19 protein-coding genes and 1 pseudogene are annotated in these 19,987 nt (G+C 42.3%); all 20 read right to left on the reverse strand.

Features of this window, described 5'->3' with window-relative positions; translation table 11 throughout:
* Window positions 1-1,578 (reverse strand): alternate F1F0 ATPase, F1 subunit alpha, encoded by a 1,578-nt coding sequence (locus tag VB713_RS01175; protein ID WP_323309755.1) that lies wholly within the window; start codon window positions 1,576-1,578, stop codon window positions 1-3.
* A 191-nt stretch (window positions 1,579-1,769) separates the two neighbouring features.
* Window positions 1,770-2,555 carry a hypothetical protein gene (locus VB713_RS01180; RefSeq protein ID WP_323309756.1) on the reverse strand — a complete coding sequence of 262 codons (786 nt, stop codon included), beginning with the start codon at window positions 2,553-2,555 and terminating at the stop codon, window positions 1,770-1,772.
* A gap of 4 nt (window positions 2,556-2,559) precedes the next feature.
* Window positions 2,560-2,868 (reverse strand): F0F1 ATP synthase subunit C, encoded by a 309-nt coding sequence (locus VB713_RS01185; protein ID WP_323309757.1) that lies wholly within the window; start codon window positions 2,866-2,868, stop codon window positions 2,560-2,562.
* Window positions 2,855-3,538, reverse strand: a complete 684-nt coding sequence (locus VB713_RS01190; protein WP_323309758.1) for a F0F1 ATP synthase subunit A — start codon at window positions 3,536-3,538, stop codon at window positions 2,855-2,857. Before VB713_RS01190 ends, VB713_RS01185 begins: the two co-directional genes overlap by 14 nt.
* The gene (locus VB713_RS01195; RefSeq protein ID WP_323309759.1) at window positions 3,528-3,833 is read right to left on the reverse strand and encodes an ATP synthase subunit I; all 306 of its coding nucleotides are present in this window, start codon (window positions 3,831-3,833) and stop codon (window positions 3,528-3,530) included. Before VB713_RS01195 ends, VB713_RS01190 begins: the two co-directional genes overlap by 11 nt.
* A 377-nt stretch (window positions 3,834-4,210) precedes the next feature.
* Window positions 4,211-4,942, reverse strand: a complete 732-nt coding sequence (locus tag VB713_RS01200; RefSeq protein ID WP_323309760.1) for a zinc/iron permease — start codon at window positions 4,940-4,942, stop codon at window positions 4,211-4,213.
* Between the two features lie 56 nt (window positions 4,943-4,998).
* Window positions 4,999-5,838 carry a DUF6920 family protein gene (locus VB713_RS01205; RefSeq protein ID WP_323309761.1) on the reverse strand — a complete coding sequence of 280 codons (840 nt, stop codon included), beginning with the start codon at window positions 5,836-5,838 and terminating at the stop codon, window positions 4,999-5,001.
* A gap of 364 nt (window positions 5,839-6,202) precedes the next feature.
* Window positions 6,203-6,895 (reverse strand): DUF6064 family protein, encoded by a 693-nt coding sequence (locus VB713_RS01210; RefSeq protein ID WP_323309762.1) that lies wholly within the window; start codon window positions 6,893-6,895, stop codon window positions 6,203-6,205.
* Window positions 6,892-7,701 (reverse strand): CPBP family intramembrane glutamic endopeptidase, encoded by an 810-nt coding sequence (locus VB713_RS01215; RefSeq protein ID WP_323309763.1) that lies wholly within the window; start codon window positions 7,699-7,701, stop codon window positions 6,892-6,894. The genes VB713_RS01210 and VB713_RS01215 overlap by 4 nt, the downstream gene beginning before the upstream one ends.
* 75 nt (window positions 7,702-7,776) lie before the next feature.
* On the reverse strand, window positions 7,777-8,586 hold the full coding sequence (locus VB713_RS01220; RefSeq protein WP_323309764.1) for a type II CAAX endopeptidase family protein: 810 nt from the start codon (window positions 8,584-8,586) through the stop codon (window positions 7,777-7,779).
* Between the two features lie 81 nt (window positions 8,587-8,667).
* Window positions 8,668-9,330 (reverse strand): GIN domain-containing protein, encoded by a 663-nt coding sequence (locus tag VB713_RS01225; RefSeq protein WP_323309765.1) that lies wholly within the window; start codon window positions 9,328-9,330, stop codon window positions 8,668-8,670.
* A 175-nt stretch (window positions 9,331-9,505) separates the two neighbouring features.
* Entirely contained in the window at window positions 9,506-10,120 is a 615-nt protein-coding gene (locus tag VB713_RS01230) for a hypothetical protein (RefSeq protein ID WP_323309766.1), read from the reverse strand.
* Between the two features lie 2 nt (window positions 10,121-10,122).
* Complete coding sequence (locus VB713_RS01235) at window positions 10,123-10,749, reverse strand: PspC domain-containing protein (protein ID WP_323309767.1); 627 nt, start codon at window positions 10,747-10,749, stop codon at window positions 10,123-10,125.
* 197 nt (window positions 10,750-10,946) lie between these two features.
* Window positions 10,947-11,819 carry a hypothetical protein gene (locus VB713_RS01240; protein ID WP_323309768.1) on the reverse strand — a complete coding sequence of 291 codons (873 nt, stop codon included), beginning with the start codon at window positions 11,817-11,819 and terminating at the stop codon, window positions 10,947-10,949.
* Window positions 11,820-11,927: 108 nt separating this feature from the next.
* Entirely contained in the window at window positions 11,928-13,037 is a 1,110-nt protein-coding gene (locus tag VB713_RS01245; RefSeq protein WP_323309769.1) for a ferrochelatase, read from the reverse strand.
* Between the two features lie 26 nt (window positions 13,038-13,063).
* Complete coding sequence (locus VB713_RS01250; RefSeq protein ID WP_323309770.1) at window positions 13,064-14,050, reverse strand: 2-hydroxyacid dehydrogenase; 987 nt, start codon at window positions 14,048-14,050, stop codon at window positions 13,064-13,066.
* A 24-nt stretch (window positions 14,051-14,074) separates the two neighbouring features.
* Window positions 14,075-15,676: a pyruvate kinase gene (locus VB713_RS01255; RefSeq protein ID WP_323309771.1), complete on the reverse strand. Its 1,602-nt coding sequence runs from the start codon at window positions 15,674-15,676 to the stop codon at window positions 14,075-14,077.
* Window positions 15,677-16,007: 331 nt separating this feature from the next.
* Complete coding sequence (locus VB713_RS01260) at window positions 16,008-17,282, reverse strand: FAD-dependent oxidoreductase (protein WP_323309772.1); 1,275 nt, start codon at window positions 17,280-17,282, stop codon at window positions 16,008-16,010.
* Between the two features lie 146 nt (window positions 17,283-17,428).
* Window positions 17,429-18,985 (reverse strand): NAD(P)/FAD-dependent oxidoreductase, encoded by a 1,557-nt coding sequence (locus tag VB713_RS01265; protein ID WP_323309773.1) that lies wholly within the window; start codon window positions 18,983-18,985, stop codon window positions 17,429-17,431.
* Window positions 18,982-19,521: pseudogene (locus VB713_RS01270) on the reverse strand (oleate hydratase); the annotation flags it as partial. The pseudogene VB713_RS01270 and the gene VB713_RS01265, both read right to left, overlap by 4 nt.
* Window positions 19,522-19,987 lie beyond the last annotated feature (466 nt).

Raw genomic sequence — 19,987 nt, forward strand, 5'->3', positions numbered from 1 at the left:
CTACTCCTTTATATTTTTTGAATTTTTTATATCTTTTGAATCTTTTGGTAAATCTTTTACAACTATAGAGATTGCTGTTTTGGCAGTCTTTAATAAGAGATCCCGATCGCTATCAGTTAATACAGATCCGTTTTCGATTTGCAGACAAAGATCGGCTAACTGGGTGGATATGGCTTGAGCGATCGCTTGCTCGGCAATGGCAATTTTAGCGGTGGGGACGGCATCGAGCAATCCTGCTGTCACCGAAAGCATCACCCCTATTTGCACAGCCGCCGGCATTGGTGCATATTGCTTTTGTTTGAGCATCTCGCGCACCCGTTGCCCGCGTTCTAAAGTCAGCCGGGTGGATTCTTCTAAGCGCGTACCAAAGCGAGAGAAAGCCTCTAATTCTTCAAATTGAGAATAGGAAAGACGTAAATCTCCAGAAACAGCGCGATAAGCAGGAAGTTGAGTTTTGCCACCTACCCGCGAAACCGATTTACCGATATCGATCGCAGGTAACACTCCCTTTTGAAAGAGGATTGGTGAAAGATAAATTTGTCCATCGGTAATGGAAATTAGATTTGTTGGGATATATGCAGCAATGTTTTGCGCTTCTGTTTCGATGATCGGCAGCGCAGTTAAGGAACCACCACCTCGTTTATCATTAAAATGCGTAGAGCGTTCCAGTAAGCGCGAGTGAATATAAAAAATATCCCCTGGATAAGCTTCACGTCCAGGTGGGCGACGCATTAAGAGGGATATTTCTCGATAGGTGCGGGCATGATTAGTAAGGTCATCGTAAACAATTAGTACATCGCGCCCTTGATCGGCAAAATATTCTGCCATCGCCGTAGCCGCATAAGGAGCGACATATTGTAATCCCGGTGGATCTTCTCCTGCTGCCATGACAACTGTTGTGTATGGCATTGCCCCCTGGTTTTCGAGGTCAGCAATTAGCTTGGCAACAGCCGCACTACGCTGTCCAATGGCGCAATAGACACAGAGAATATTTTTGTCTTTTTGATTGATAATCGTATCGAGGGCAATACCAGTTTTACCCGTTTGGCGATCGCCTAAAATCAATTCTCTCTGTCCGCGTCCTATGGGAATCAGGGCATCAATGGCTTTGATACCTGTTTGCAAAGGCACATTTACGAGCGCACGATCCATAATCGTTGGGGCATTGCGCTCGGCGGGGCGGCGTTGTGAAGTTCGGATTATACCTTTGCCATCGAGGGGACGACCGAGAGGATCGATCACTCTTCCTAATAGTGCTTCGCCCACAGGCACATCAAGCACTTTACCAGTCCGCCGCACTTCAGTACCTGACTGGAGTTGATCGCTAGAATCCAGTAAAACTACTCCAACTTCTTCGGGATCGAGGTTAAACACCAACCCCAGACTACCGCCAGTAAAACGAACAATTTCCTCTGACTGCACATTGGGCAAACCAATAATTTTGGCAATTCCTTGCCCAATTGATTGGACAATTCCAATCTCGTGCGATCGCAATTTCGCTTCCTGCCGATCAAGAACTTGAGTATAAAGTGCAAAATTATTTTCTACAACTGTCTGTAAACCTTCTTCTTTCTTCACATCATGTTTCCTCTGAGCGAATTTTAGATTTTAAATTTTGGATTTTGGATTGAGGATTCAAAATTTACAGCAATTTTCATGTATTTAGACCACACTCTGATTTCTATATTCCTTTCTTCCTTTGCGCCTAACGTACTTCGTACTTCGCTTCGCTAATGCGCCTTTGCGTGAGACAAAAAAATGTAGTTCATTCACCCAGTTTCTTCTGCAAAAACCGTAACCAAATTTTCGGTGATGCTATCTAAGTAAGCATCCATGCTCCACGCTAGTTTGTAGCCTGTGCCGCGTAGTTCAATCCCACAAATTAGATTAGGTTCAATTTCATAGCTCAATTCGATGTTCCCTGAACCTACGGCGTTAAAGTAGTCTTGCAAAACTGAAGCGATCGCAGCACAAATATCCGGCAATAGGGTAAAAGTACTGACCAAGGTTAAGGGAATGCTATCTTTTGTCGCAGCAGTTAAAGTTGTCACCAGTTCGACACGTTCTGTTTCGTTGAGATCGCGCAGCTTCTGCAAAAACACCCTGGCAATCTGTGTTTCTAGCTCTGACTCCGCCAAGTCTGTCAACACCCGCCGTACAGTTACTTGTAATTGCTGCATGGTGCGATCGCCCACATCGTGGAAAAAATCATCTTTTTGGCGTTGCAGACTGGTTTGCCATTGCGATCGCTCTGTCGCTACTGATTCCTGCATTTCCTTTAACAAGCGTTGGCGGGTTTGCTCTACTTCTGATTTTGCTTGAGTGAGCAATTCTGTTTTTTCGTCTATGAATTTCTGCTGCATTTCTTCATAATGCTTAACCTCCTGTTGTGCTGCTTCTTTTTGCTTAGATGCCGATGACAAGCGATCGCTAATTGTCTGCTCGCGGCGTGCCATTGCCTTCGTAATCGGTTTATAGAGAAAGCGTTGCAGCACAAAGATCAACACAAAAAAGTTGAGGATTTGGGCAGAGAAGGTAAACCAATTAATCTCCACTTGATTAGACTCCCACTTTGGCGATCGCACCAACTACATAGTTCCAAAATGGATTGGCAAACAGGAGAATAAGCGCGATTACAAAGCAATAAATGGCAACGGATTCGATAAATGCTAATCCTACAAATAAGGTGCGGGTAATTGTATTAGCTTCGTCTGGTTGTTGGGCAATCGAGCTAAGTGCCTGGGCAACAGATTTACCTTCACCAAGGGATGGGGCAATGGAGCCAACCGCCATAGTCAGCCCTGCTGTTAAGATTGACACAGGACCAATAATGCCAAGTAAAAGTGAAAGCGATTCATTCTGATTCATAGTTTTCATTCCTGGCAGAACCAATATAAACAACTGCTAAAATTGCGAAAATATATGCTTGAATTAAGCCTGTCAATAAACCTAAAGCCTGCATAATTGCTGGAAAGAAAAATGGCGCAATGGAGATTAAAATTGCCGCAATCATTCCGTCACTCATCACATTCCCAAACAAACGCACTGCTAAAGCTAAAGTTCGGGAGAGTTCGCTAATTATATAAAAGGGAAATAGGAGAGGATTTGGCTCTAGGTAATGGTGCAGATATTTCCAGATTCCTTGCTCACTAATATTGAAAACGGGGACGGCAAAAAATACACATATTGCGAGGGCAGCAGTGGTGGAAAGTGAGGCGGTGGGCGGATGATAACCAGGAATGATTACTAATATATTCGAGGTAGCAATAAAAATAAACAGAGTGCCGACAAAGGGTAAATAGCGATCGGGATTTTGTCCACTAGTTTCCTGAATTTGATCGCGTAAATTGACAACTAAAACTTCCAGCAGGTTTTGCCAGTGGGATATTTGCGTATCAGTGGAAAGTTTGCGCGTCACTAACCAAGCCCCAATACCCAGCAGTAGCACGATTAACCATGTAAATACCAAAGTAGCATTAATTGATACAAATTCCCACTGCCAAAACACGATATCATCTGGACTAAGACTAATGTGCATGGAGTCTCCTTATCCATGTCTGCGGCAACTTTTCAATGGTGCGATTGCGTACCCAAATGAACCCACCTAAGCAAACGAGCAGATGCCAAATTGCGTTTTCTTGGGTGATCACTAGCACGAAAGCAAAGCTACTGATGGCGATCGCAAACCTTCCAAAAAAGCTGCCTAATGTTAATAGAATTGGACTTTCGGCTGTAGGTAATTTCTGCACCGTCATCCACAAGCTACGAAAGTAGAGATTTCCCAGCAAAATTCCTAACACTAAAGTAACAGGTAAAAAGAAGAGGCTGTTCATATTAAATCTCCTAATAGATTCGACAAGTGATACAGTGAGCCTGTCGAACTGCTCAGTGACCAGTCAGACTTCGCCGTGAGCGTCAGCCGAACGGAGGAAGAAGGAAGAAGAATATTTTTCTCTTCTGTTCCCTGCTATATCAAATATTCTGTATTCTGAATCATTACCAATTTTTAGCTAACCAAATCCTATTGCACCCACTTGAATATTCACTACTATTTTATTTAGAAATCCCTTATGTCCTGATTAAAAGGGTGAGATGTGCGGTACATATATTACGACTACTTATATTCTGATACATTTTATAACTTAAACATCCTACTGAAGGTAGAGAAAGCATACTTAAAAAGTTAAATAAATTACGTTACAAATTTTAGCTATTCAAGATAAGATGAGAACAGCATTGAAAGTGCAAAACTCCCGATAAACGTCAATGTAGATAAGTTTGTATCTTGAGTTTGATGGGCTTCCGGTAGAATTTCTTCAACGATCGCTACCATCAAAGTGCCTGTTGTAAATGCCAGTACAATTAATTTGGGCAGATCAGATTGTCCGCGCAACCCCCAATAGCCCAGCGTCGCACCCAGCCAAACAGGGATCAGAAACGCCGCAAGTAACCAAAATCGCTGCGATCGCGGCATATTTTGACTTTTAAACTCTGCATTGGTGACAAATCCTTCGGGAATGTGAGCCACAACTCTCCCCGATGCCAGCACTACACCTAGATGAGGCGCGATTGTCAAACTAGTGCCAATCATTAAGCCATCACCAAATAAGTCGATGGCAATGCTCAGAAAAATGACCCAACTAACACTATTATGATCAACGCCACGCAGTCGATTTTTGCTTAAATTGAGAAGCTGATTAATCCAGACAAAAAAAGCTCCACCTAAAAACAATGCTAGAATAGCTGCCCAAACAGGTTTAGCAATTACAACTCTTGGTATTAGTTCAGTAGATGCGATCGCCAACAACACCCCAGCAGCAGCGTGCAGTGCAAGTCCTAATGTTTGTTTTGATGATGGTAAAGCTTCAGCAATCATTGCTCCCATGAAGTTGCTGACAACGGGCAAAGCTGATAATGTGAGAGCAAATAGAAATTCCTGCATAGTCATGCTCCGCTAGTCGTAACATACTTTTTGATGTTTGTTTCGATTGCAGTCCATCAAGACGCGAACTCATAGTGAATCTCTGTAGTTCTTCCTTTAAAATAAAGCCGAATGCCTTCTGGATACTCCCATCCCACCTCGCCTTCTAAGGGAATAAGCATCCCATTACAAACTGAATATTCCCAGAATCGACCAACCCAAGGCATAGCAGTCAGCTTGTCACGATAACGAGCCTCAGCCCGACAAGTAGCGATAGCTCCCTCAGCATTAAATTGAAACACTAGGGAAACAGTTGTTGCACCATCCGTCAAAGTAGCGCGAGCGGAGGTATCATCAATCGCTTCCCAGCGCACACCTTGACTGGGTAATAGGGCAGTAGGATACCAAGTAGCCTCAGCAAAAAACCGCAATAATTCACCTTGATTGTTTTCAGGCGCACCGTGCATTTTGGCAACAGTAAAAAGACCTAGCAATGATGCGTGCAAACTGCCTTCTCCTAACAGGTATGTGTCATGAACAAAGGCATTCACTCCTGGAGCCATCTGAATTCGTGCATCCCAATCAAACCCTGGACGTTGAGTGACGATAAGCTGAGTGGCAGTAAACGGACTCCACTTATCTTCAGTTTCATTCAGATTGAACTGTCCTTGCTGAGATAGTTTGACCGCAGATGCGATCGCTTGTCCATCCTTGAGTACTGTCCGAAAAAATCGCTGTACGGGTTCTGGTAAGCCTTCGATTTCTTTTTGGTCATACATTTGGGGCTTAATTGTTCGCCTTCCATTTATTAATTTGGCTCGTAAGTTATCAGTATCTGACTGCCAGCGATACCTACCATAAATTGCAGCAAGTCCAATGGATACTATGATTAAAACACCAATAATTGCAATCCACATGATACTTATCCTATAGTTGTTGATTTAGAATTTGATAGATTGTGATGATAAAAATGATTGCAAAAATAGAGGTATAGATCGACTTGGTATATTTGGCTAACCAACTTGGCAGATAAATATCAAAATTGTCCTTTTGGGAATTTGAATATTTTCGGGCAAGCAGATTTAATGGGCAATGTAATTTAAACGTTAGTAGGGTTATACCTTCTAGAAATACAAATCCATAACCAATCCAGAGCCAGACATCGAGTTTATTTGCGATTACAGCATAAAGCATATAGAAAATCACAAAGTTGAAGAATACCCATATCAACGTGTGAATAATTTTAATCAGCGTTAATTTAGTTTCATTTTCCATATTGTTTCAATATAATTTCTCCATCTTTGGTGTTAAATTGCGCCAAATGATAGAAGCCGTTCCGAGCGTTCCCGCAACGAGCAATCCAAAATCTTCTTTAATCCCGAAATTTAACGCCGCTGAAGTTCCGACGAGCGACCATAAAATCGGAACAATCAATAAACTCGACGGAAATTTTTTGTTTGTCCAGATCAGCAAACCGAAGGTGAAAATGGTTGTTGGACAAGGTACGCCGAATGTTGGTGATGAAGGAAAAGTTCGTCCTAGCGCGTAACCGATTAACGGATAAATCCCTAGGGCATAAACAATTAAAACTGCACCGAGAATACCGTAAATTTTCTGGTTAGCACAAAAACTTAAACGATTTCTCACTATACCTTCGTATAAAAATAACCAGCCTTGACAAACGAACAACGCGCCGAAAAGATAAGCAGGTGGACTGATTTCTGTAAAAAAAGTCAAATGGTAAACAACACCCGCCCATAGCCAGAGGAAACCGAGTAAACCCGAAATGGTTTTATTTGCAAATGGTTTTCGACTTACTACTAGTGCAACCGATGCGATAGCTACTAAAATTAGTGCAAACTGCATTGGAAATATAGTTTGATTGTATTTCTCGAAAACCTGAAAAAATTGTTCGGTAGTAAAAGGGATTCCCAGTTGTTCGTTTGTGGGAGAAGCAAGCAGTAAATTTCTCATGTTTTCCTCACCGTTAACTGCTTCCAATTCCCCTTCCACAGCAGCAGTCCGCCTAATATTGTCAACGTCAGCATCTGCCAGATCTGTACCAGAGAACCAAACCCAATTGAGGTTTCGATCGCATCCCGAATTTCATCAAATGCAGCGTGATAGACAGTTACAACAGCAAGGCTCTGCGTAAAAGTCCAAATATAGGCATAAATGATCGCGTGCATCATGCTAGGAATTAGACTTACTGCCAGCATAATGGCGATTGAAGTCCCTATATTATCAGTAAGTTTTTCTGTTATACCCATGCCAATCAGTACAGGCAAATGCCATGCCCACCAAATAAATGAATGAAGTAGCAGTGCTGTTCTTAGTCCGTATTGTTTGACCAGGTGCGGTAGCAGATAGCCGCGCCAACCAAACTCTTCACCAAAGGCTGGAATTAAAGTACCGACAAAACGAAGTAGAAAATTTCCGAGAATATCCAGAACCATAACTCCTTTAGGAATACTCCGCATTCCTAAAACTAATTCGAGGATTGTGGGAACAACCCAGACAAAGATTGCTAGTGAAAAGACTATTACATAATGTTTTGGTTGACCCCAATTCCAACCTGCTTTAGAGAAACCGTCACGGAATATATAGCGACCTGCAATGTATGTACCAACTGCGACCATAATCATTGGTAACGAGCTTAAGGCATAGCGCATAAATAGTGTTTTTGCCCACAGCAAATAGGCGATTTGAAATGGCCAAGATACCGCAACAACAACCAATAAATAAGTTCTCAGCGAAAAAGGTTTTTTGAGGTTGTTCATACTTGAGCTTTGCCTTCAATATTTTTGATAATTTTTATTAGAAAATATCTTTTTGCGTTCTGCAAATATTACTTATTACAGATTAAACCGAAGAGATTTTCTACGACTATATGCTATTCCTAAAATGATAGACACTATTAGCTCAACGGAAAAAACTACAATTCCTTTCCAATTCAAATTTAGCTGCAAGACTCCATTATTACCTATATATAAAGCTAACCCAATACATCCATTAAACCAGGCATGACTTAATACACAGAAAAATAAGTTATTTGTGTATTTATAGAGAGTTGTAAAGCTGGAACTTACAATTATGACTGAAAATAAAAATAATCCAAATGGGAATGAACTTTGAAGTGTCCCTTTTATAAACCATAATGGCAAATGCCATATACTCCATATAATTCCCACAATCAGGACAGAAGGTAAATAATTAATTACCTTTTCTAATTTAGGTTGCAAAATCCCACGCCAACCTAATTCCTCTAATCCACCTGCAATTATAAGTCCTGGTAAATTAATAAATATATAGAGAATGGATATAGGATTCTTGATGCCAAAAGCAATCCAAACCATAAATAAACGCCAAATTAAAAACAATCCAAATATCAGCCACACTTTTGTATCTATTTTTTTACCAAAGACAAACTTCACAAAAGATTTTTCACTAAAATCTTCATTGAATTGGCGGTAAATAATATATGAACTAATGGTTGGTCCTAAACCGCCAATTAACATCGGTATCCAAAATAAAGACTCACCATACCAAAGAGTATTAAAATATTTGTTGCCGATGATAATAGTTAACCAACAAAACCATGTTATGGAAAAAGTGTAAAGTAGAAAAAGTATAATTTGCTTTAAAGATTGCTTCTTTTGGTTCATATTTTTATTTCTCCTGAACTTTTAATCAGGTGTAATAATTATTTTCTGAGTTCAAACCCTTCGGCTGTAAATATTTTTTAGCTACCGTTTCTTGACTGATCCCACCCCTTTCACAGACTTCTGAACTTGGGGAGAACCAATATACTCGATTGATCCCACACCAGATACAGTTGCATCTAAGCGATCGCTCACATTGACCACCGCACTCCCCACGCCACTATTGCGAACCGTAGCCTGTTTAGTTTTGAATTTCTCCCCCTGAAAGCTTCCGACCCCAGAAAGGGTAAGGTCTAGTACATCAGCGCTGCCTGCGATCGTCGTACTACCCACGCCATCGAGAGAAACTGATAACTGTTTGCCTTGAATACCCTTAGCTTCAATACTGCCGACTCCATCCACGTTCAAGCTTTCCAGACTCTTGACCTGCAAAACAAACTCAATCGGCTTGGTTGGAGCTAAAGACGAATCATTTGCAATGCCCAGATACAGAATGCGATCTTTCACGCGACTCTCTAAAAGCGGCAAGATATTGTCTTCAGCACTAATAGTCAAAGACTCTTTTCCCGTCTGCTGCACCTTGACCCTACCCACAGATTTAAAGGAGATGGATGAAAATTCAGCCACTTCTCTAGATTCAGTTTTGACGATTCCAGATCCTCTGAGCTTACCCAAGTTAAAATAGCAGCCTGAAAGCATACTCAAAGTTGCCAAGCACGCAGCCAAACTGTATAGCTTTGATCTCATTGTTTTGCCTCCCTTGGTTCAAACTGAAATTTAAATAACTGGGCGCGATTCTCTTTTCCTGGGGAACGCTCCGCCAAGAGAGAGGCTACGTCAACGTCCGCACAATTTTCAATTTGGATAGTCGATATAACTTTCTTGTCAGGAGCTAAATAAAGTGACCCATGATAAAACTTCCTTACCCTCTATTTTTGTTTTTCCTTGGTTTTGGATTAAGTGCTGCTTCCGCCGCATAGATGCCAGCCAAGATACCTAAGATGTTTGCCGGCCAAATGCGCCAGTCATCACTGGTACCAACATAGATTATTAGTCTGCCGAATAATAAAGAAGTGATGATGAGGCTGCAAAATATAGCAACGAATAAATACGTTATCAGGAAAAAGAGAAGCGCCTTTAAATATTTAATAAGTACCGATGCAGAATTTGCCTCCCTTGGTTCAAGCCGTCTTAAATGCCCATCCATCCATTTATCAAGTGGTAAACCAACGGCCAAGCCACCGATTAAGAGGAAAACTATCCCCGTCCATCCGATATGAAAAACGTAAGCGGCGAACACAACACCAAGGATTGCACCCGTCATCATGGCGACGATCGTGAGGGGCAATACCCACCAGAAATTTGCTGTGGCCTGGGATATTTGCCGACATTCAGGACATCGGTAATTTCCCCACGGTGCAGACCAATATCGCCGCCACGTAACGGGAAAAGCAGTTTGGCAATGGGGGCAAACTAACTTTCCCGCAAAGGTGGTTTTTGGGAGGTGGGATATTTGATGATCGTTGCGTAAACTCATATTTAGGCATCTCCTACAGGCTGTTGTTGCGATCGCTGCTCAATCGGGAATGCCAACCAACACCAAAAGTACAGAAAAATAAATCCAGGGATGACGATCGCTAAAATAACGGTAACGATCCTGACACCCATGACTGGTAAATTCCATAGCTGAGAAAGGGCATAACACACCCCGGCGAAAACTTTATGACGACTGCGATGAAATACAATCCTTGGTATGACGGGAGTATTGGCATCCGATGGCTTGGCCTTAATAATCAAAGAAATCAGGAGTCCGATCGCACCTAAAATGGCTGATGGAATCGTGAAAATCGCCAGCCAGTGAGCTAAGAACATCCCGGAAATCACATCTCCCAGCCAAGATGAGGAAGGACAAATAAAGCGAACTGCTTCCGATGAACAACCAAAGCGTTCAGCTAAACCCATCCCTCCCCAAGTGACCAAGAATGGAAAAATTCCGTAGAGGATACACACGCCCAACAAAACTAAATGTCCACGGGTGGCGAGCGATCGCGTTATGGCGATCGCTGCAAGTGCTGGTCCAACAAGGAACAAGATTGAAATCAAAGGCAAGTAAATCATGGCTTTTCTTAAACTTAAATTAAGGTCAAATGCAGGATGAATATTCATGTCACCCTACTCATTCATTAAATAATTCGTAATGCTCCCTTCGGGAGAGCTATACCTACGGCACGCTACGCGAACGCTAACGTAATGGGGATTTAACCTTTTCATTTACTGTCATATCCTGTCTTACAAAGTTGCTCCTCTTGGGGAGACCCCAAGACCGCACTTTGCGCTTCATTCCGTGAAATCCTTAAATCAGTTCAATCAGTGATAACTATTTGAGGTTTTTCTTTACCAAATTTCCACAGCAAGACGACACCCAAGCCGAAGAGATTGACTAAGAAAATTACTAACCCTCCGAAAAATGGAATTAGTGTCAGAACTGTCAGGATTGTTAAACCTACTAAAAATTGCTGCTGTAACGACCAATTACGATTACTAAATAGGCGTTGACCGACAGAAAGTGCCACGGCTAATGATCCGACTAGAGAAGTAATGATCACAGTCAGACTTAGTAGTGGAATCAGAGGAATACCAATAAGCGTAATCGCCAGAAACACCGTGAGAAAGATAATGGCGACAAACGCCCCCATTCCCCAGAAAACAGCCAAAGTGGGTTGTTGACGCAATTTCGTAGCCAAATTTGGCAGAAAATGTGGATTGGTATGTAAAATAATCAGTCCGAGAATAGCTGCTAGTACGGCGTTACCAATTCTAAAAATGGGACTGAAAGAAATAGTGTAGGAAAAGCTACCTCTACCTCGATGGGAACTATCCATCATCCCTGGTCGATCATTGGTTGTATATCTACCACCAATGTTCGCACCTTCTTCTTTGACGATTTTGCCGCCAAAGGAGTAAACATCACCCTCTACCTGCACTCCTTTTTTGAGGATGACATCTCCCCCAAAAGCGATCGCAGTGTCTAAAACTCTCGCATTAGGCAATACGGTAACATTCCCCCCAAAAGCCACAGCGTTTTCCACAACTTGATTCTCTGGTACAGTTACACTTCCACCAAAGCGAATCAGGTTGGTGTTATTGATATTAATATCAGTCTGCGCCAGGGCATTGCCTGCAAATATTAAGCAAATACTGGCTATAAAAACCAAAATTAATTGTTGCCATTTCATAGATTTCATCCTCCAGAACGATCAACATCTGAGATTAACCGGACATGATATTACGGACAATTCCGCCGGATTTTTGTCACCTGTTTTTTAGATGAATCACGATCAAGTTCAATCAAAATCAAGTCTTCTCGTTTCAAGATGCTCATGGTGTTGCGGCACTGACAGCATGGCTTCAATATGAGGATTTGCCCATTCTGCGGCTATTTTCAGAAAATCAGGATCATCATTGACACAATCGAGTCTTGTGTAAGTCACCGTTGGATATTGACGCTGTAAAGATTGAATTGCATCCTCGACATCAAGAATGGTTTCAAAATTCTCAGTTGCCCAACCAAGGGGTTTAAATAAAATGGTTTTAGCCCCTGCCTTAATCAAGCTTTTAGCGGCTTGTTTTAGATCCGGTTGTGACCAATTAATGAAAGGTGTGTCATGATTCACCCAACCGATGGAGACTAGGGGATATTCATGTTGCAACTGTGCTGCCACGGCATCATAAAGGGCTTGTCCATCAATTACTCCAGTTAACAGTCCTTGCGCTTTTTCTGGGCCACCATGAACCGTTAATATAATGCCAATCTGAGACTTCATAAAGCGATCAACAAATAGCTGATTCAGAGTTTCCTTAATCCGACGCACCATCAAATCAATGTAAGCAGGTTCAGTTGCAAAAGCTGGAATATATCGAATTTCTTGGAATGGAAAATATTGAGGCTCATTATGAGTTACTTTTGCAGCAATCACTTCATTGACTTGCTCTACAGCTATTTTTCCTGTGAATGCAGAATCGACTACAAGCATGGGATAAATTAGCAAATTCTGAAAACCTTGCTCAATGATATTTGCGACAACTTTTTGCACAAAGGGTTGACAGAAATAAAAGCCTTTGAACACTTCTACCCGATTTCCCCATTGGTTTTGTAACTGTTCCTCAATACCAAAACGTTGTTTCTCAAAAATCTCATTTTCGGGTGATATAAAATGATCATGCTTGACTCCAAAATTGTATAAATCTTGAAGTGAAAGAAACCAACCAGCAAGAGGATATAGCCATTCTGGAATCGGCACAAACTGAGATGCAATGTATTTAGTTGCGGCTTGGTTGTAAATACTCAGAGCGCGGTAAGATTGGACTTCACCATACCCTGCAAGTAAAACTGCAACACGCTCACTATTTTGGTTTTCGACGGGTTGCGTCGCTTGAGATTGATGACTAATCATTTGATTCCTTGATTCGCTTTTGTATTCTAAATTTCATTGGCGCAGGTCTGTCCTTGTTCTACTTGCGTGATATTTGATAATGTCACCTCAGCGATCGCGTGCATCGCCTCCTCAGTAAAAAACGCCTGATGTCCCGTAATCATCACATTGGGGAAGGTCATCAGTCGGGCAAAGGTATCATCTAGAAGAATTTGATCTGAGTGATCGTCAAAGAATAGTTCTGATTCTTGTTCGTATACATCTAGCCCTAATGCCCCGATTTGTGATGATTTGAGTGCAGTAATGATTGCCTCTGTGTCGATTAATGCTCCCCGACCCGTGTTAATGAGCATCGCGTGAGGCTTCATTTGAGCGATCGCATCCTTATTGACTAAATGATAGGTCTGTGGATTTAATGCACAGTGGAGGGTAATAATATCTGATTGGGAAAATAGTTGGGGCAGATCCATATATTCGACTGAGATCGCTTCACATTCGGGATTGCGGTGGATATCGTAGGCAATAACTTTACAGCCGAATCCCGTCATAATTTGGGCGACGACTTGTCCAATTTTGCCTGTACCGATAATGCCAATCGTGCGTCCATGTAGATCGAATCCGAGTAATCCTGCCAATGAAAAATTGCCCTCGCGGACGCGGTTGTATGCCCGATGCAATTTGCGGTTAAGTACCAATATTAGTCCAACGGTATGTTCGGCGATGGCATAAGGAGAATAGGCTGGAACTCGCACTAGTTTGATGCCTAGCGTTTTTGCTGCCTGTACATCGACATTGTTATACCCGGCACAGCGCAAGGCAATGAGGCGTATACCATTTTTAGCAAGAACCTCTAACGTGGCTCGATCGACTTGATCATTAACGAAGATACAAACAGCGATTGCATCTGTGGCGAGAAGGGCAGTTTGACGATTCAGCCGTGGTTCTAAAAATATCAGTTCATGGTGATACTGCTCATTGGCGACTGTGAAAAATTGGCGATCGTATGACTTGGTACTAAAAATAGCAACTTTCATAGTTTGTATTGCTGGTTAAAAAAATTACCACGAATGGAGCGCCCGCAACTGTGGCGTTTTTTTCAATTGATGGGCTTCCATGCGTGTGAGAACATCATCTAGAATAGTGATCGCTTCGGCAATAAACTTGCCTTTGTTTAACATCACACACTCAGCCCGTTCAGCCATTGCCGCATCCGTCATCTCTCCCCGCGAAGGCGTGCCATTTTTTACTAAACTTTCTAGAACTTGGGTTGCCCAAATCACAGGAACATGAGCCGCTTCGCAAATCCAGAGAATTTCTTCTTGGATCTCTGTTAAACGCTGGTAGCCAATTTCAACTGCTAAATCACCTCTGGCAATCATCACACCAAATGATTGCTTCCCGGCGGCATAGATAATTAACTCTGGTAGATTAGAAACTGCGATCGCGGTTTCAATTTTTGCCACAATCGCCGGTCGGGTTACTCGTCCCTCAGATCGCTTGTCCAATTCTTGTTGGAGTAACTCAATATCGGCAGCACGTTGTACAAAAGAGTAGCCAATAATATCTGCGTGGAGGGCGACAAAATCCAAGTCGGATAAATCTTTTTCAGTTAGTGGACTAAGAGGTAACACTGTCTCTGGGAAATTCAACCCCTTTTCAGATTTGAGTTTAACTCCTTTGGGGCTGGCATTCGTTACTTTTAGTAAAAGCCCTGGTTGTCCATCGGCTACTGGATACTGGGTATCAACTACACAAGTCCGAATCTTGCCATCGTCGATATATACGGGGGTGTCAACCGTTAACAAATCGAGAATTTCGGGAACCGTACAGCAAGTTTGGAAAATGTCTACAGGTGATGTACCTGCTTTACTTTCGAGTTCCGGCTCACACCGCGACAGCAGGATATGATCTCCTTTAAATACCCGTTTTTTATCAAGTGGTGCAAGTACCTGTCCCGTGCGGATTTTCAGCCCAGCTAAGTCCATCATGACTTTACAAGACTTTCCTGTTTCCTGTTCGGCTCGACGGGTATGATCGATCATCTTTTCCCAAGCTTCGGTTGTATCGTGGGCGCAGTTAATTCGCACACAGGTTGCCCCGCGTTGGATAATTTCTCGCACCATTTCATAGTCAGTGGCAGCTTCCGTGGGTAGTGTCACCATAATTCTGACCCGACGCTGGGATGGAGACTGACCAAACAATTCTTCGGTATGCTGTTGTAGTAAGCGATCGCCCTCAAAAAAGAACTCGATGGGTGGACGGTTGAGATACTGGGCAAACTCATAGCCACAAATGAGTTCCAAGGTAGTGATGACAGCATCGAGATTAGGCATCACCCGTGCTTCAATTCTTCCTAATGAGGATAAACCCCAAGGAATTAGTGCAGCTTGGACGGAGCGAAGATCATGCCGACGTAAAGCTAGATATTCAGCTAAATTCAAGGCACTAGAAAGAAACTCAGTCCGCTGAATGTGCAATTTCCACTGATTAAAGGTGGCTTGTCCCTCGTTTTTAACAATCTGGCGAAGTTCTTGCAGAGTTGATAACAAATTCTGTGGACTTGATAGATTGAGAAGTGTGCCAAACGGCTGAATTTCTTGAGTATCTTGATTGTTTTCTCTTTCTGTTTTAGCGTTCGGGTTTGAAGTTTTAAGCTGCATTAAAGTTTTTCCCTATTATTTGTTGGTTCAAAGCTTTAAAGGATGTTTGAAAAGTCATAATTGATGTATCCAATATTTCTTTACCCCACCCTAACCCTCCCCTTATAAAGGCTACGGTGTACACACAAGTCCTAAAACCCTAGCTTGGTAAGACTTTCCTCGTTCCCAGTCTCCGAATGGGAATGCATTCATTGAGTCTCTGACTCAATGCCAGACTGGAGGTAGAGCCTCAACGAGGGGCATTCCCATGCTCTGCATAGGAACGAGATATTTCAGACTCAATAACTCTCATGTTCATCTCCTTTTAAATTTATATAAAGAATTTGATTGTTCAATTTTGTACAAATTGTGGTAACAATTTAGGATTTGTGATATCAATCGAGCCTTGGCTTAACCCAACCAGTTGAGCGACTCGAAAGGCAGAAGTTATAGCTCCTTCATGCAAGCCATCACCAAGATAAGCTCCTGCATGGTAAGTGTTGTTCTCGCCATTAGTAGCAACTACTTCATCTCGATATCTAAAAGATTCAGTGGTATATAACGGGGTGTGATGTTTTTCAATGTGAATGAGCCTGTCCCTAGAAATTAACTCCTCTAGTTGGAACGAGAGAAAATAATTTGGTGGCGATGAAATATCACAAATCTGATTCAGGCAACTGTTATAACCCCACCGGCTTTTTGCTTGAAAAAAATCAAATTCTGATGGTTGTTTAATGCCATAGCGGTTGTATATGGAACTATCTGTATGCAGTAAGGTAGTCGCATAATTGGCTTTCCAAGCAGAAAACCGTTTGATTTCGGCATCAGTTGGATCTGCTAACAGCGCCATTACTTGGTCTGGTGGCGTAGCAAACACGACTTTATCAAACTCCTGAATTTCACCCGTCCTTCGCACAATTTTCACAGCATCCGAGGTTCTGAAAATCCGGTCAATCTCTACATTCAGCACAACCTCACCCTGGAATCGCGCCAGAATTTTTTCAATGTAAGAATACACACCGCCTTTAATCCTGACCCAGTTGACTGCGACATCGTTGCGTAAAACAGGCATCGCTAATTCTGCCGGAAAATCATCAATCAGTTCCAACGGCATTGAATAGCTATACATGACTAGCAATTTTAGCCAAGTATTGCGAATACAGGCGCGTTTCAAGTATTGCGACAAAGGTTGATTATAAAAATCTTGCTGGTGAGCAAATCGCATTCTTAGCCATAATCCAGCAGAACGGGCATAGAGGGTATCGAGGCGTAAATATTCGATCAGGCGGCGAATACCTGTGAAGTTCTTCTGGATTGTGACTCCCGATAGATAATGACTGCCATTTTTGAGAAACAGCGCTGAACCTATCTTGACGGGTTCTAATTCCACCCCTAACTCTTCCATGAGGGCGATGAAGTTGTGAAACACAGTCGGAAATTCCAGAACTCCATTTTCTAAAATTTCCTGACAATCGGATTGGTTCGGCTGAACATTCTTGTTGAGTGTCCGAATATGTCCACCTAAAGTAGGTTGCCGTTCAAACACAGTGACATGATGCCCTTTTTTATCTAGCAGGTAAGCTGTCACCATGCCACTGGCTCCCCCCCCAACGATCGCTATTCTCATGATTTACCTCTCAAGTTGCATAAATATTTTTTTGCCTCACGCAAAGGCGCAAAGACGCAAAGAAAAGAATGAAAAGAACGGAAATGTGCGAAGCGTTAGCGAGTCCATGAGCGTCATAGCCCATTGTAGAAATCGCCTGTTTAGCCTTAGCCTAAAATCACGTCGCCTGATAATCGTTGATACAGCAATGCACCTGTCCAAAATGTGGCAGCAAACCCCGGATAGCCAGATGAGGCGTTGCAGAAATAGAAATGATTAAGCGAGGTTTCGTGATTCAGTCGCCCCAGTCCCATATTCTTTGGTGTCATACTAGAGCCGTAGGAATTCCCATTGGGACACCAGCAAAAACGCTCATTAGTAGTGGGGCTACCTGTGATGTGGAAGACCATGTATTTTCTGAAGTTGGGTACATAGTTTTTTTCCACAATATCGAGGATGGAATCTAAGATTTCTTGTTTTTTCTGGTTGTAAGCTTTGCGGTCATTATCCCGTAATTCCTGGAAGTATTTATAATTAGCAACGGTGAGAAATTCCACAATCTGGCAGTCTTCTGGGCAGTCCCGACTTGCTGTAGTTAATAAAGTAGGCGTTGTGATCGCAAAACTAGGATTAGAAAAGTCATTGCGATCGTACATCTGTGCAAAGGCTTCATTTAAATCGTGATGCCCTGTATGAAAGAGATTCCACTTGCCAAATCCATAGTCTCGGAGGTCGATATCTTTGACGACGCAATAAGCCATGTAGTTAGATGCCGAATATTCATAGTTGAGTTTTCGGCGTACACTTTTAGAAAACTGCGATTCCCCGATCATCTTGGCGGCTTTTTTGGGGTCAATATTGCAAATTACGGTGTCGCCTGTAAATTCATGGGTTTGATGGGTGGTGAGATCCATCGCCTGGACTCCCGTAACTGTTCTGTCTGTGACTCTAAAATTGGTGACTTCATGGTTGAGCAATACCTGTCCCCCATGTGATTCGATGATCTTAACCAAGGAATTAATCACATATTCAAAATGCTGAGTTGGATAAAATGCGCCCGCTTGATAGCCTCGAAACAATATCACCCAAGCATAGAAAGAGAGTTGATTGGGAGGCAGCAAAAAATCAGGCCATTGCAAGGCTAATAAGGTTTGAGCAGCTTGGGGTAGTTGGAACTTGTCAAAGACATCCTGAAGTGTGCTGTTGAGATACTGGACGGCAGAAAATACCTGATTTGGATGTTTTAGCAGTTCAATTGGCTTGATCGGTGGAGAGAGTTTTTTCAAACCTTCACCAGTCTTTTCCACTTCGTTGACGAATTTGCGAATGCGATTCTCTGATCGAGAGGCTTCGCCAACGCCATGAGCCGGAAACAGATTAGACAATCGCTGGATTAGTTCCTCTGGCTTTGAGGGAATATCCAACTTATGCTCTGGCGATCGCATATGATCAAAGCCATCTGGGTCATAACGTTCAAAAGTTACTTCTTGCTCTAACCCTAGTTTTTTGAGTACCCGATTGACGGTTTGCCCTTCACCGCAGTCCCAAACGTAGTGAAATTGAGCGTTAAACGTATACTTTTTAGCCATTGTAAACGTATGCCCAAAACCTCCGGGATGCTCATGGGCTTCGAGAATTTGCACAGTCTGGCCAGATTTTGCCATCAAAGCGCCAAAGACTAATGCTGATAAACCACTACCGACAATCAGGTAATCCGGTTTCATAAGAGAGTTCCTAGAACAATAAAAATAAACTGGACTTGCAGTGACTTATCATGAGGCGAGATAGGTGGGATCTGGCGATCGATATTTAGGAATTCATAGACTGCTATCTGAGCAGATCGCACCGAATATTCAACTGTAAAGACGACATCATCAGCAATTTCCACAAACTGGCTGATGAAAGCGAGGTTCTTGGAGCTACGAGGGATCGGCAATGGTCGATCGCTACGTAAACGAGGCATAAACATACTTGTGATGTACGGCATTCTGCAAGGAATGCAGTTTGCCGATTCCACAATGTCCAAATCGAATCGTAAATGACCGCAGAGTTCTCGCAGAATTTCTTCACCGTTGCAGTCGCTCATCGGTTTGGGAACAAAGTTACCCACGCGTAGGCGTAGCCCCCCGTAGGGATCGCCTAAACGGGAATATCCCCAGAAGACTTGGACATCAGCTGGCTGGTTGATAAAGTGGGGTTGATAGGCGAGGACAATGGACATCAGCCAATTTGAGTCTTTAAACGTGATCAGTCCGCCAGTCCCTGCTTCATTGCGTTTTTAGTGAAGTTATCAATTGCAGCACTCATGATAATTACTCTAGTATGTTGAATTTTTTAAGCTTGGCTCTATATATTATCAAGTTAAGATTGAATTTACTCTTGATATTGTTTAGCCGCACATTTAATGGTTACAAATTTCGATCAACATAACCTCTACCTTTTGAATGGTTTAATCCTGCGATTTAGGCAGATTTAAACTAATTTATGTCACGCATATCTGTAAGGATAATCCTTTAGGAATAGTAATTTAATTCGCGCTTTGCTTAGAATGAGTCTCTGGCTAATTTTGCAAAGAAAACTTCATCTAAAAATGACAAATTTGGATAAGGTAATACTCTTGTATTTATGAATTTTTATATAGTATACTCTACAGCAATCGCCTAATTATTTTGGCTCTTGCGTCTCTTTTATGGAGAATTAATACTAAAGTGCCAGTTTAATAAACT

The organism is Anabaena cylindrica UHCC 0172, assembly GCF_034931625.1.
Taxonomy (GTDB): domain Bacteria; phylum Cyanobacteriota; class Cyanobacteriia; order Cyanobacteriales; family Nostocaceae; genus Anabaena; species Anabaena cylindrica_A.

Bases quoted from the DNA above. Each gene is read 5' to 3' on its own strand.
- VB713_RS01185 (WP_323309757.1), bottom strand. From the start codon at position 2,868: ATGAATCAGAATGAATCGCTTTCACTTTTACTTGGCATTATTGGTCCT.
- VB713_RS01190 (WP_323309758.1), bottom strand. From the start codon at position 3,538: ATGCACATTAGTCTTAGTCCAGATGATATCGTGTTTTGGCAGTGGGAA.
- VB713_RS01195 (WP_323309759.1), bottom strand. From the start codon at position 3,833: ATGAACAGCCTCTTCTTTTTACCTGTTACTTTAGTGTTAGGAATTTTG.
- VB713_RS01200 (WP_323309760.1), bottom strand. From the start codon at position 4,942: ATGCAGGAATTTCTATTTGCTCTCACATTATCAGCTTTGCCCGTTGTC.
- VB713_RS01205 (WP_323309761.1), bottom strand. From the start codon at position 5,838: ATGTGGATTGCAATTATTGGTGTTTTAATCATAGTATCCATTGGACTT.
- VB713_RS01210 (WP_323309762.1), bottom strand. From the start codon at position 6,895: ATGAGAAATTTACTGCTTGCTTCTCCCACAAACGAACAACTGGGAATC.
- VB713_RS01215 (WP_323309763.1), bottom strand. From the start codon at position 7,701: ATGAACAACCTCAAAAAACCTTTTTCGCTGAGAACTTATTTATTGGTT.
- VB713_RS01220 (WP_323309764.1), bottom strand. From the start codon at position 8,586: ATGAACCAAAAGAAGCAATCTTTAAAGCAAATTATACTTTTTCTACTT.
- VB713_RS01225 (WP_323309765.1), bottom strand. From the start codon at position 9,330: ATGAGATCAAAGCTATACAGTTTGGCTGCGTGCTTGGCAACTTTGAGT.
- VB713_RS01230 (WP_323309766.1), bottom strand. From the start codon at position 10,120: ATGAGTTTACGCAACGATCATCAAATATCCCACCTCCCAAAAACCACC.
- VB713_RS01235 (WP_323309767.1), bottom strand. From the start codon at position 10,749: ATGAATATTCATCCTGCATTTGACCTTAATTTAAGTTTAAGAAAAGCC.
- VB713_RS01240 (WP_323309768.1), bottom strand. From the start codon at position 11,819: ATGAAATGGCAACAATTAATTTTGGTTTTTATAGCCAGTATTTGCTTA.
- VB713_RS01245 (WP_323309769.1), bottom strand. From the start codon at position 13,037: ATGATTAGTCATCAATCTCAAGCGACGCAACCCGTCGAAAACCAAAAT.
- VB713_RS01250 (WP_323309770.1), bottom strand. From the start codon at position 14,050: ATGAAAGTTGCTATTTTTAGTACCAAGTCATACGATCGCCAATTTTTC.
- VB713_RS01255 (WP_323309771.1), bottom strand. From the start codon at position 15,676: ATGCAGCTTAAAACTTCAAACCCGAACGCTAAAACAGAAAGAGAAAAC.
- VB713_RS01260 (WP_323309772.1), bottom strand. From the start codon at position 17,282: ATGAGAATAGCGATCGTTGGGGGGGGAGCCAGTGGCATGGTGACAGCT.
- VB713_RS01265 (WP_323309773.1), bottom strand. From the start codon at position 18,985: ATGAAACCGGATTACCTGATTGTCGGTAGTGGTTTATCAGCATTAGTC.